The organism is Fimbriimonas ginsengisoli Gsoil 348 (assembly GCF_000724625.1).
GTDB lineage: Bacteria > Armatimonadota > Fimbriimonadia > Fimbriimonadales > Fimbriimonadaceae > Fimbriimonas > Fimbriimonas ginsengisoli.
This window is the reverse complement of sequence record NZ_CP007139.1, coordinates 249,240-261,721: the sequence shown is the minus strand read 5'-3', so window position 1 is coordinate 261,721 and position 12,482 is coordinate 249,240. Positions and strand designations below refer to the sequence as shown.

The 12,482-nt window shown below is 62.1% G+C and carries 11 protein-coding genes; 1 reads left to right on the top strand and 10 read right to left on the bottom strand.

Annotation, left to right across the window (positions count from 1 at the left end; all coding sequences use genetic code 11):
• Positions 1-10 precede the first annotated feature (10 nt).
• The 8 genes from hisD to OP10G_RS01225 all read right to left on the bottom strand — a co-directional run bounded on the left by hisD (position 11) and on the right by OP10G_RS01225 (position 9,367).
• Positions 11-1,315, bottom strand: coding sequence for a histidinol dehydrogenase (gene hisD, locus OP10G_RS01260; protein WP_025227706.1), 1,305 nt, complete (start codon positions 1,313-1,315; stop codon positions 11-13).
• A gap of 82 nt (positions 1,316-1,397) precedes the next feature.
• Entirely contained in the window at positions 1,398-2,951 is a 1,554-nt protein-coding gene (gene gltX / locus OP10G_RS01255; protein ID WP_025227707.1) for a glutamate--tRNA ligase, read from the bottom strand.
• 36 nt (positions 2,952-2,987) lie between these two features.
• Positions 2,988-4,112 carry a site-2 protease family protein gene (locus tag OP10G_RS01250; protein WP_025227708.1) on the bottom strand — a complete coding sequence of 375 codons (1,125 nt, stop codon included), beginning with the start codon at positions 4,110-4,112 and terminating at the stop codon, positions 2,988-2,990.
• Between the two features lie 139 nt (positions 4,113-4,251).
• On the bottom strand, positions 4,252-5,340 hold the full coding sequence (gcvT, locus tag OP10G_RS01245; protein WP_025227709.1) for a glycine cleavage system aminomethyltransferase GcvT: 1,089 nt from the start codon (positions 5,338-5,340) through the stop codon (positions 4,252-4,254).
• 199 nt (positions 5,341-5,539) lie between these two features.
• Entirely contained in the window at positions 5,540-6,955 is a 1,416-nt protein-coding gene (locus OP10G_RS01240) for a tetratricopeptide repeat protein (protein WP_144240934.1), read from the bottom strand.
• 64 nt (positions 6,956-7,019) lie between these two features.
• Positions 7,020-8,321 (bottom strand): tetratricopeptide repeat protein, encoded by a 1,302-nt coding sequence (locus tag OP10G_RS01235; protein WP_025227711.1) that lies wholly within the window; start codon positions 8,319-8,321, stop codon positions 7,020-7,022.
• Positions 8,322-8,397: 76 nt separating this feature from the next.
• A complete protein-coding gene (locus tag OP10G_RS01230) occupies positions 8,398-8,691 on the bottom strand; it encodes a hypothetical protein (protein WP_144240933.1) in 294 nt (97 codons plus the stop codon).
• A gap of 103 nt (positions 8,692-8,794) precedes the next feature.
• Positions 8,795-9,367 carry a hypothetical protein gene (locus tag OP10G_RS01225; protein WP_025227713.1) on the bottom strand — a complete coding sequence of 191 codons (573 nt, stop codon included), beginning with the start codon at positions 9,365-9,367 and terminating at the stop codon, positions 8,795-8,797.
• Positions 9,368-9,476: 109 nt separating this feature from the next.
• Here OP10G_RS01225 and OP10G_RS01220 point away from each other — a divergent pair, with 109 nt between their 5' ends.
• Complete coding sequence (locus tag OP10G_RS01220) at positions 9,477-9,899, top strand: OsmC family protein (protein WP_025227714.1); 423 nt, start codon at positions 9,477-9,479, stop codon at positions 9,897-9,899.
• A gap of 105 nt (positions 9,900-10,004) precedes the next feature.
• On the opposite strand, the gene rsmI is transcribed toward OP10G_RS01220, so the two are convergent.
• Both rsmI and OP10G_RS01210 read right to left on the bottom strand, forming a co-directional pair.
• Positions 10,005-10,697 carry a 16S rRNA (cytidine(1402)-2'-O)-methyltransferase gene (gene rsmI / locus OP10G_RS01215; protein WP_025227715.1) on the bottom strand — a complete coding sequence of 231 codons (693 nt, stop codon included), beginning with the start codon at positions 10,695-10,697 and terminating at the stop codon, positions 10,005-10,007.
• Entirely contained in the window at positions 10,694-12,454 is a 1,761-nt protein-coding gene (locus OP10G_RS01210) for a peptidyl-prolyl cis-trans isomerase (protein WP_227625029.1), read from the bottom strand. Before OP10G_RS01210 ends, rsmI begins: the two co-directional genes overlap by 4 nt.
• Positions 12,455-12,482 lie beyond the last annotated feature (28 nt).

Here is a 12,482-nt window from a genome sequence, read left to right as displayed (position 1 = left end):
CCAAGGCCGCTTACGTCCGTCGGATCGACGCTCCGAACCCGTGGGTGGGAAATCCTTCCATCTCGCCGAATGCCTCAATAACCGGGATGAGCGGTTGAAGCGCTTCCGAAGAGAGCCTCGCAACACTTTGGAGCTTCAAGAAATCTAGGACGTTGACCGGACTCTGCCAGCGGGCAGCCCCGCTGGTGGGGAGCGTGTGCGAGGCGCCAAGGCAGAAATCGCCCGCGCTCTCCGGCGTCTGTTCGCCGAGCAAGATGCAGCCCGCGTTTTGCACCCCTTCCATCGCGGCGGCCGGATCTTTGACGGCGAGGGTCAAATGCTCGGGAGCGATCTCGTTCACGAGATCCAGCGCCTCCGTCAAGTCTCGGGCCACGATGGCGAGACTCTGTTCCCTTAGTGCCTGGCGCATCGTCGCTTCCCTCGGAGCCCCTTTGAGCTGCGCCTCCGCTTCTTGAAGGATTTGATCCAGCTTCGCCCGACTTAGGGTGACGAGGAATCCGGCGTTGTCCGGCGCGTGCTCGATCTGGGTCAGGAGGTCGGCGGCGGCAAACCTGGGGTCCGCCGCATCGTCGGCCAGGACGCACACCTCGCTCGGTCCGGCATAGCCGTCTAAGCCGACTTGGCCCCAGAGTTGGTGCTTTGCCTCATTGACGAACCGGTTGCCGGGGCCTACGATCTTGTCGACTCGCTTGATCGTCTCGGTTCCGAGCGCAAGCGCGGCGATCGCGGCCGCTCCGCCGATCTTGTAGGCGCGCTTTACTCCCACGGTTCGAAGCGCCAGGAGGACGGAATCGGCCAGGGTGCCGTCGGCTCGCGCCGGGGTGGTCACCGCGATGTCGGAAACGTTTGCCGCGAATCCGGGAGCGGCGTTCATGATGACCGAGCTGGGATAAGTGGCGTTGCCACCCGGTACGTAGACCCCCGCCGAACTAACCGGCAATAGCCGCTGGCCGATCCCTGGATCATCGCCCTTCGACCAACGAAACTGATTTTTCGATCCGATCCAACCCTCGGTGATCCGGGCGAGTTGGGTCTGGTGGAACCCAAGCACCCTCTCGTATGCCGTACGTATCGCTAGCTCATGATGAGCAGGCACTACGGCAGACGCGATCTCCTCTTCGCTCACCACCAGAGACTCTAACCCCTGCGCATCGAACCGGCGCGCATTCTCTAGCAGCGCGGCGTCGCCGCGTTGACGGACGTCGGCGATGATCTGCTTCACGACGCTCTCGGTCTGGTCGTCTCGGTGGACCGACCGTTGACGGAGGATTTGCAGAACGTCGTCGTGGGTCGTGGTGTCAAGGATGCGGATCATTGATCCTCCCCAGAACCGCTGCTCTTCAGAGCGGCATCTGGAAGCCGCTCCTGCGAAAGCCGCTCTGGAGAGCAGCGGTCCTTCACAGCATCCCCTGGGCACGGCGGATTCGCCGCTCGATACGGTCATGGCCGAGGACGGCCATTAGCTCGAAGAGACCGGGGCCGGCGGTTTTGCCGGTCAAGGCGACCCGCGTGGGGTGGACCACCGGGCCGAGTTTCTCGAGCCCTTTGTGGCTTTGGAAAGCTTTCACGATTGTCTCGTAATGCTCCGCCGTCTCGACTCTGGACTCGTCGAGCTTGGCCAAGATCCAGTCGAACAACTCGGGTACATGGGGCTCCTTGAACCACTTGGCGATCGCCTTCTCGTCCATCTCGGGCTCTTCCACCAGGAAAAACTCCATCGCCTCTCCGAAATCGGCGAGCGTTTGCACCCGCTGCTGCTCCTCTTTGAGAGCGGCCAGCACGTAAGGTCGGTCGTTGGTTGCGGTGTCGGAGATCAGCTTGAGCTTGCGGAGAATCTCCTTACCGTCGATCGGCGGCTTGTTTGGAACCGGGTTCTCGTCCACGAAGGTCGCCCAATAGCTCTCGGTGTAAGGGTCCCGCGCGAACGAGAGGAGGGCGTCCAGCAGGTCGTTCGGATCCATCTTGCGAATCCGGTGTCCGTTGAGCCATCGAAGCTTCTCGATGTCGAACTGGCCGGGCGAAGGCTGCATACCGTCGAGCGAAAACGCCTCGATTAGCTCTGCTTCGGTCATCACCTCGCGCTCGTCGCCGGGGGACCAGCCGATGAGCGCGATGAAGTTCTTGAGCGCGTCCTTCGTGTACCCCTGAGCGCCATAATCCAGCACCCGGGTGGCGCCGTGGCGCTTAGAGAGCTTCTTGCCGTCGGTTCCGACGATCACCGGGCAGTGGACGAAGACCGGCTTCTCCCAACCGAATTGCTCGTAAAGGGTCCAGTGCATCGGGAAGCTCGGCAGCCACTCGTCCCCCCGCAGAACGTGGGTGATCTTCATCAGGTGGTCGTCGACCATCGCCGCGAAGTGGTAAGTCGGCATACCGTCGGCCTTGATGAGGACCGGATCGGTGAGCAGGTTCGAGTCGACCTCGACCCGCCCGCGAATGGCGTCTTGGGTGACGATCTTGACGTCGCGCGGCATCCGCTGCCGGATCACGTACGGCTTTCCGCTCGCCTCCGCCTCCGAGACTTGCTCGGGCGTGGCGTCGCGCCATTTGCCCCCGTAGTAGCCGGTCGAGAGCTTATTGATCTTTTGGTACTCGCGCATCTCGTCGAGCTCTTCAGGCGTCTCGAACGCCTTATAGGCGTGACCGTTCGCGAGCAGAATCTGGATCTGCTCGGCGTAGATGCCGGCCTCCTTTCGCTCGCTTTGGCGGTACGGGGCGTGCGGGCCGCCGACGTGGGGGCCCTCGTCGAAGTCGATCCCGACCCAATGGAGGGTCTCGACAAACTCACGCTCGCTCTCCTCGTTGTATCGCGTCCGGTCCGTGTCTTCGATCCGCAGGATGTGCTGGCCGCCGAGGTGTTTAGCGAACAGGTGGTCGAACAGCACGGTGCGCAATGCGCCTACGTGCAGCATCCCGGTTGGGCTCGGAGCAAATCGGACTCGAACGGACATTCCCTAAAGGGTACCGGCTCTGGTGAGCCGGCATCGTCAGCCGGTGTATCCATAGGATCGCGTCCCTTGTTGACGGGCGTGCTCGAGCATGATGAACTCGCTCAGATTGTCCTGAGTGACCATGCCGACCATTTGCCCGTCGTCGAGGACGATGATCGGCGAGGGATCTTCCTGGGAGAACATTTCGATCGCCGCCTCCAGAGGGGCGTTTGGGTGGGCGGTCTTGTACTCTCGGCGCATATGGGCAGCCACGTAGCCGGTGGGGCCCTCGGTAGCCAGTCCGTGGGCGATGGCGTTGCGGGTGAGAACGCCGATCACCTCCCCCTCGTCGCCGGCCACTACGGGAAAGTCGTGTTGCGAGCCTTCGATGAGCATCCGCGCCGCCGCTTCCAGAGTCGCCCCACTGTTGATGGTGCGGTATCGCTTCTGCATCGCATCGTGAAGGGCGTGGCCGGCCAGGAAAGAACGCGTGATCGTCGCGCTCACCTCTTGGCCCGCTCCAAGAAAGACGAAGAATGCCACAAGCACGAGGATGGGGCTTTGATGCAGGATGCCCCAAAGGCCGATGAGGATGGCCAGCCCTTGCCCGATCGTACCGGCGATTTGGGTCGCGCGGGTTTCCGGCATCGCAAGTGCCAGTGAGCCGCGCAGGACCCGGCCACCGTCCATCGGGAAGGCAGGGATCATATTGAAGATCGCCAGCGAGACGTTCGCCACGAAGAGCGCACCCAAGAACGAGCTGCCGTTAAGACTGAGGCTGAAGCTCGGAAGGGCGCCGTCCCGGATGAGTAGGACGAGCGCAAGGATGATGGCGAGAACGACGTTCACCATTGGCCCGGCCAACGAGATCCATAGTTCCTGCCGAGGGCGGGGACGGCCGTCGAGCATCGCCACGCCGCCGATCGGATAGAGAGTGATGTCGCGCGTCTCGATCCCGAACCGGCGCGCTACCAGCGCGTGGCCGAGCTCGTGCAGCAAGACGCACGCGAAGACGGCGAGAACGAGCCCGGTCCACAGGAACCCACTTCCGATCGTCGCAATCCAAACGAGGAAGAGAACGAACGTGAAGTGGATACGAATCGGGATGCCGGCAACCGACATCAATCGGAACGACCAGGTCGATCTGGCCGGTGGGCTCGCTGGCTCTTGGGGAAGGCTCACGGAAGGCTTTGACTCTGGCGATTCCAAGTTGTTCAAGTGTAGCGCCGGCGTCCCCGCCGATGATCTGGTGTACCGAAGGTACACCAGGCCCGGTACGAGCCAACCTGCGGCTACACGACTTCGTCGTAGGGACTCTGAGCTAGGCTTTCTTCCGGACGAAGAAGCGCTTGTTGACGATGGTGCCGGGTTCCTGTTTGCCCCGAACGTCAATGGCGCAGGGGACCTCGGGCTTGAGCGAGCTGTCGATGAGCGCGAAGGCGATACCGCGGTCGAGAAGGGGCGAAACGACGCCGCTGGTGACCTCGCCGACTTCTCGGCCGTCGACCAGCACCTTCATACCGGGCGTAATCAGGCGCTTGGTTTCGAGGCGGACGCCGAGGAGCTTGCGCGGGGTGCCGTTGGCGCGGGCCGCGTTGACCGGGTCGCTGCCGATGAAGCTCTTGGTTTTACTGATAACCCAACCGAGGCCGGCGGCGATCGGGCTGACATCGTCCCGGAGCTCGTGTCCGTAGAGGGGAAGTCCCGCTTCTACGCGCAGGGTGTCTCGGGCTCCGAGCCCGCAAGCGGCGACTCCGGCCGCCAGAAGGGCGTCCCAGAGCCTGGTCGCGTCACTGGCGGCGCAGATCAGCTCGTAGCCATCCTCGCCGGTATAGCCGGAGCGCGCGGAGAAGCACTGAACCCCGCCGATCCGTCCTTCCACGATGCCGAAAGCGGGGGCGGTGCGGAGGAGATCGGGCACATCGCTGATCCCGGCGAGGGTCTCTACCGCCGTCGGCCCCTGCACCGCGATCATCGCCGTCTCGTCGGTTTGGTCGGTGATCTCCACCCCTTCCTCGTTGTGGGCGCGGAGCCAGGCAACGTCCTTCGCGTGGTTGTCGGCGTTCACGACCATGCGAAATTCGGTGTCCGAGATCCGATAGACGATGATGTCGTCCACGGTCCCGCCCTGCTCGTTGGGAAGTAGGGAATATTGGCCGGCTCCGTCTTGGAGCTTGGCGACGTCGTTCGAGGTGACGCGCTCCAGAAACTGGAGAACCTTGTCGCCGCGCAAGGTGAGCCGCGCCATATGGCTCACATCGAACATCCCGGCCCCCTCACGCACCGCCTTGGATTCGGCGATGATGCTCGCGTATTGAACGGGCATCGAGTAGCCGGCGAACGGGACCATTCGGCCTCCGGCTTCAACGTGCTTGTCATAAAGCGGAGTGCGAAGGAGGGTGTCGGACATGGGAAAGACGATACCTTGGCGTTGACGCTTTACCCCGAACGAAAGTTAATACTTCCGGGAACGGGGAATTGAAAGTCGGCGTCTTAAAAGGTGACGCATATCCTCCTTCCCTCAGGGACATTCAAAGGTTAACCACCGGAGAAAGACCCGCCGCCTCCGTCCTAAAAAGCGGGGGCGGTTTGCGTTTGATGGGTCGGTTTCAGCCGGCAGAGGCGCTTCGGGCTTGGGTAGCTTGCTTGATCGCTTCCCCCAGGTTCATTCTCGCGTCGGTGAGCGCGTCGGCATCGCCTCCGGTGAATGTCTTCAGGTCGGACAGGGCCTGAGCCAGCAATTTGTAAGACAAAAGCCAGCGGTCGTGAAGCTTTTGAAAATCGGGCGGGACGGCCAGCCCCTGAAGGAACACCAACCGGGCGCCGGTAAGGCGTTGGAGCGTCTCCAAGGTGTCTTGAACGTCGGTATCTTTCGGCTTTACGATGGCGTGCTGGGTCAAATCTCGAACCTGCTCGAAACTTTTAAGGAGTAGTTTGTCCAGGTTCGGAATCGCAATCTTGTATCTTCGTTCGAGGTCGGCCGGAGACTTCACCGGACTCGCCTTGTCCATTGAGGCCAGGTCGAGCTTGACGCCGTCCGCTCCTCCGAGCATGGCTCTGCAGAGCGACCGGAGAAAATACGCTTCAGCGGTAGGCTCGTTCTTGATCGCCTCGTCGAGGTGGGGAAGCGCTTTTTCCGGTTGGCCGTCGCTAAGCGCGAGCTCGGCAAGGAGCAACCGGGTCGCGGTCGCCTCGGGAGCGCGGGCGATCGCCTCGTTAAGCTCCTCGAGCGCTTCTTTCGTTTTGCCCGCACTCATAAACGCGCGGGCGGCGGCGACGCGGAATTCGGGCTTGTCCGGAATCAGGGTTTCGGCTCGGCGGGCTTCCTCGGCGGCGGCGGCGGGGTCCCGGTCCTTGAGCAGGTCGACCAGCATCATGCGCCGCTCGGGGTCGAACGGCTCCGCGTCGATGGCGTCGCGAAGAAGCGAGACTGCGCTCGCATAGTGCTTATCTTTCAGAAACTCTTGAAGGTCGATCTTGAGCTGGGAATTATCCGATTTAGCCACCGGAGGAGGCGTGACGGTGGTCGGCACCGGAGCTTGGCCCCGGCCTGGTTCGGGAGTGACCACCTTCGCCTGAACGGTGAGCTCCTTAAGGGCGGCCGCGGACATCTTGATGACGATGGTGCGTGCGGTCGATTGAGCGGATGAGAATGGATCGGCGGTTCCGTTTTGCGACGCGCCCATCGATTCGCTCCCCTTCCAAATCTCCTTCGTGCCCCGGTAAAGGCGTGCGGACGACTTGACCTCTTTGCCGGACTTAACCGCCTCGCAAATGAGGACGTAGTCCGCGCCTACGACGCGGGCAAAGCTCAGCGCGTCGGCGAGCTTCGGATGGTCGGGGATGTCTTTGAGCTTCCCGCCAAGCGCGGCTTCGCGGAAGATCGGATCGCTCATGCTCCAGATGACCGGCGTGAGCTTGCCGCCGTCGTCGATCTCTTGCCCGATGTAGTTCGCGATCGGAACGTTTGGATCTCCGTCGCGCGTCGCGGGCGCCAGCGATTGGGCGACGAGAATTCGCGGCACCGCTAAAGCGGGGACCGCCAGTATCGCGAAAAGAGATAGGGCTGCGAGTTTGGTTAGCGTGTTGTTACCCACCCTGGAGAACCTTCAGCGCCTGTTCGCACAGACTGCGGGTGTTGCTCAGGTTGTCGCGATTGCCTCGACCCGAAGCCAGCGCCGAATCGATAGCGGAGATGCATCGGCGATAGGCGTCGGAGGCGTCGCTCGTCCGGCCCAACCGCTCGTACGCCTGGGCAAGGCGGCGGTTGAGGATCACCCCATCGCCCCCACCGCGGACGGCTTGCTCGTAAGACTTCGCCGCTCCCGCGTAATTGCCTAGCTGGAACTGCTGGCTTCCTACTCGCACCAGCGCCTCTAGTCCGGTGACGCCAACCGGCTCCGCGCCTGCATTCGTTCGGTTAGGTGGGCGGCTGGTTCCGGGACGGACGTTGATTTGGTACACGCCCTGGTCCTCGAGCGCCTTTGCCTTCGGTGGCTCTTCGCCAATGTGTTTGTCTACCGGTGGATCGTTCTGGTCGGTCTTCACATTGTTCGACGTAGGCGTCGGCACCGCTGGTCCCGAGGTTTCCACGCGGAGATCCTTGGGATCGACCGGTTTCACGCTGCTTTCTTCCGACCCGACGGCGGGGAGGGTGGGGCCACTGCTATGAGGAAGTCCGAGGTTTTCGGTGGAGATTGTAGGAGGCGTCGCTTCGGTTTGCTGCTCACGGCCATTTTTCAGGGGGCCAACGGAGCCAGGAGTCACCGTGGAGGTTCCGGAATTTGTCTCACCGGTCCCGCCGGTGGTTCCCACGACCGGGTTATTAGACGGATTCTGAACGCCTGTTCCGGTTAATTGGTTTGGTTCCTGGACCCCCTGAGGACTGGCGGTCGAGTTCATCGCCGTCCGGGGGGGCGAATTGGCGCCGACCTTGGCGACGAAGGCGCCGATGCAGAGCATCAGGACGACGGCCGCCGCGCCACCGATGGCAGCAAGGCGTCGGTCGGGAGCGGCGGGAACGTAAAGGTCCGTTTGAAGCTTTTGTCGAAGCGACGCGCGGCGGATCCGGTCGAAGTCGGAACCCGGATTCAGCTCTACGAGCCGGTCGGCGCACTCGAGCGCTTCCGCGATCTCGCCGCGCCGCTCGTGACAGAGCGTCTTGAGCGAAAGCGCGGAAATGCTGGAGGGGTTGGAGATGTTCGCCGCTTCGGCAACCGCGAGCGCTTCATCGATCCGGCCCTGGTTGAACAAGGTATTTCCTTCTTCGACGAGCTTTTCAAGCTTGGCTTGCGCCTCTTGAAGTTCGATATCGGAGATGGCTGTCCCACAGCGCTTGCAAAAAGTGCTGTCAAGGCTATTCGGCGTTTGGCATTGCTTGCATGAAACCATTCGGTCGTCGTGCTCCTCGGTGGCCCGGTTCTCTGCGACGGATGTCTAGTCCGCACAGCATTCTACCAAGGCGCCGTTACGAGACTCTTCCGATCTCGCCGCGGTACACCTCGCTAAGGCCAGTGTACGGATAGACGGTTCGAGCATGGCCAATCTTCTTGAGTGCTTGGCAAAAAATGCGGTGAGCACCTTGTTTTGTGTGACCTCGGGCGGCTCCGATCTCGTCAAACGTCAATCCGTCTAGACGTTGTGCCACCACCGAGGCTTGGCGAGCGGTCAGCTCGGCGCTTCGGAAGATGGCAAAGCATTCTCGCCGGATAAGGATCGAATCGGTCGTATGGGAGGCGCGGCTGTTCTCCATAGTAGACATAGTTCTACTATAATTCCGCCCGGCACCCGCCAGGTGTTTTTACGGGTTCTGTTTTTTCCCGCTCGAACGCCCCCGGACCCTTGGATCGGCTCTCCCGGCGACGCTAGGACGATTCGTTTTCGGGAGGGTTCAAGGTGCTAAGAGAACGGGGCGCGCGGAAAGCAAAGCCGGCCGCGGTCCCACCGACGATCGCGGCGAGAAAGCTGAGGAGGATGGACTCGGTAACGACCGCGACGCCGAACAACGGAAGTAAGATGGCGCCGGTGAGCGCCAGCGCGCGCCAAACGTTGCCGTTATAGGCCTGGCTTGCCGCCTTGGTATGAGCGGGCACGTCTAGTACATGCCCCTGGGACGCCTCCATGGCCCAAGCGACCTCTTTACGCCAGAACTCGATGTCGTTGCGAGTGCCGATCTGCCCAAAGGTGCTGATGACCCACTCGAGCGTGACCATGCAGCCAGTCTCGGCCGGTTGAAACGTGGCATGAAACTTGACGCTCCAGGTCTTCGGCCCGAGCGAACCCATATTTCCCATCAGGGAGCCGCGCTCCATTTGAATCGAAGAAAGGAAGGCCGGCGACACGAGCCGGTACCCGATCGCTTGGCTCCACGCGATCAACGAGCTGCGGGCGGCGGGAACCGCCAGCGGGGAAGCGATGGTGACTTCGTGGCGGATCATAGAAACTCCACCTTTGATCGTAGCGTCGGCGGCCCCGCCGATGCTTGCACGCTCGTATCCGCGTTTCGACGCGCCTTAGTTTCTGGTGGGGGGTAACGTTCCAAATTAGATGTTGGTCGTGAATTGGCAGGGCGGGATGGCGTTCGAGGCGGATCCGCCGAGTGGAAACCGATTTGTGATGGATGCGATCCCCGAGTTTGGGGGAGAGGGGAAAGGGCCGTCGCCCGTGGAGGCGTTCTTAGCTTCGGCAGCCGCTTGCAGCGCGATGGATGTGATCGGGATCCTCGAAAAGAAACGTCAAAAGGTCAACGGGTATCGGATCGAGGTGGAGTGGCAGCGCGACCCACCCGGAACTTGGCCGCGCCCCATTCTCTCGATTACGGTTCGGCACGTGTTAGTCGGCGAGGGGCTCGATCCGGACGCGGTCGCGAAGGCGGTCGAGCTTAGCGACACGAAGTACTGCACCGTCATCGCGACTCTGCGGCAGCCACCGACGGTTCGGTCGGAATATGTGGTTCAGGAAAGCACCTAAGTGGCATGGGCTTCCAGCCCATGTGCATCACGACCATCCTGGTCGTGTGAAAAGGGCCAGGGGCAGGATGCCCTTGGGACCCACTGGCAAGATGCCAGTGCCACGTTAATCTAGATCTCGTTTGCGGCGCCCTTCGATGACGATCGTGAACTCCCCTTTGCGGGGGACGGCGGATTCGTCGGGGATATGGGGAAGGGTTTCCCGGTAGACCTGCTCGTGCAGTTTCGTCAGCTCGCGGCAAATGGCGTAGCGGCGGGGGCCGAGCGCTTCGTGAGCGGTGGCGAGCAACGGCTCGAGCCGGTGGGAAGATTCGAAGAGGACGAGAGTGAGCGGCGAATCGGCGAAGGCGGCGAGCTCGCCGCGGATCGCGCCCGACTTACGGCCCAAGAATCCGAGAAACGCGAACCGTTGGGCGAAAAAGCCGCTGAGCATAAGGGCGAGCACGGGCGCGCTCGGGCCGGGAATGCCGGCTACCGCGACACCGTGTTCGTGGCAGAGATTGGTTAGGATCGCTCCCGGATCGCTAACCGCCGGAGCTCCGCCATCCGTGACAAGGGCGGCATTGGCCCCGTTCCGAAGCTCTTGGGCGTATCGTTCGATCTGATTTGGCGAGGTGTGATCGTTCAGCACCCGCATCGGCTTTTTAAGGCCGAGGTGAGAGGCGAGCTTTCCGCTGACGCGGGTGTCCTCCACGAACCAAATGTCGGCCTCCCCAAGCGCTTCGATCGCTCGGGGAGATAGGTCGGCAAGGTTGCCGATCGGGGTGGCGACCAGCGTCAGCCGCCCCGTTTCGCTCATTTCTTCGGCGCGCCCGTCTTGGGCGGAACGATCGTGGCCGTGATGCCGCCCGATTTGACCGACGATCCGGGGGCGGGCGTCGTCCCAGGAGTCGTCGAAGCGCCCGGCTTGCCCGCCGGCGCCTTGCCCCCCTTCGTCTTCTCGGCGGCTTTCATCGCCTTTGCCATTTCGGCCTTGTCTTTGGCCTCCAACGCTTGCTGCTCGGCCGCCGCCTTCGCCTGCTCCTTGCGTTGCTCTTCCATCATCTTGTCGTTCTCGGCGCGGGCGCGGCTCCAATCGAGCTGGGCGGCTTCGACCTGCTTGACCTGCTCCGGCTTGATGCCGTTCGCCTTTTGCAGGCGGCTCAGCATGTCTCGCACGTCGTTGAACCGCTGGAAACCGGCTCGGTCGTACGAGGTGTTGTTCTTCGCCGCCTCCAGGAGCTGGCCGAAAGCTTCGTCGTACTTCTTCTCTTCCATATAGAGGTCGAAGAGGTCCTTGCGAGCCTGGAAGCTCTCGGAATCTTGAAGCACCGCCTGAAGCGTGTCGATCCGCTCGGGCCTTAGCTTCGCCTTATCGGAGCCGGGGGCTCCCCAGAGGTAATTGCTTGCCGCGTAGCGAGCGAGAACGGCGGGACGGGTGTTGAATCCGTCGCTCTTAGCTTCCGCTTGAACCGCCTCGTCGTACGCCGCCCGCACTCGGTCGACTTCCGACTTGCCGTCCGCGGCCGCCGAATTGTCGGTCGCCTGCATAAAGTCGTAGAACGCCTTGAGTGGCGGGCTCTTGAAGACGATCAGACCGGGGGTCTTCTTGTATTCCGCCAGGTCTGCCATCTGTTTCTGGCTGGCGGCGGTGGCGACGTAGGTCTGCCGATACCGCTCCTTGTTCTTCTCGAAATCGTTCGGAAGGTTGCTCTTGACCGAGAGAAGCTTGTAGATCGCCTTCCCTTCCGGAACCGTGATTACCGGGCTAACTTGGCCGGGCTTGAGCCCGAGCAGCGGCTTGTATGCCGGGTTCATCGAGAGCTCGCTCTGGAGCATCGGAATCGTGGTGTCGCGCGCTTTTTTCCCGGTGAACGGGTGTTCGTCGGAATACTTGTCGATCACCTGCTCGAACGGAACGTTCTTGGCGATATCGGCCTGAGCGGCTTTAATCCGATCGTCGATCGAAGGCTTGTTTGCGAGCGGCGGCTGCACGAGGACGCGCTTGAACTGGTACTGGTTGTAGCTGTCCTTGACCTCCTGGTCCGTCGGCTTCGTGACGTTCTTGTAGTAGTCGGTGAGAAGCGTAGGCGCGAGCGTCAGCACGGCGGTCCGGCGTCCCTCGGGGGTCGACACCATCTCCTTATTCCGCTTGTCGGCATCCGCGCGGATCTGTGCCAATGGCCGGCCGAGCACCTTTTCAAAATCGGCGTCCGTCGCATTCGGCTTGAGCTGGCCGCGTCCCATCAATTGGAGCCGCTCGTTTAGGATGTCGTCTTCCAGCTTCTTCTTGAGGTCCGCGAGAAGGGTAGCGTCGTCGGTCTTGATGCCGAGCTTCTGGACGAGGCCGCTTTGGGCGGCCGAGTCCAATAGGCTGTTGAACGCCGCCCGAGTCGCCTCAATTTCGCTCAAGGCCGGATCGCCGCCCTCGGAGATCGCTCCTTTGGCCTGCTGGCTGATCGCGTCGGCGAGCAGACGATCCTCGACGGGATTGCCGGCGACTTGCAAGGCGACTTTACTGACGCGGTTTGAGCCGTTGCCGGAGTTGTTGTGGTTCATCGACCACGTGTAAAACATGCCGCCGATCATCACGGCAGCGCATGCG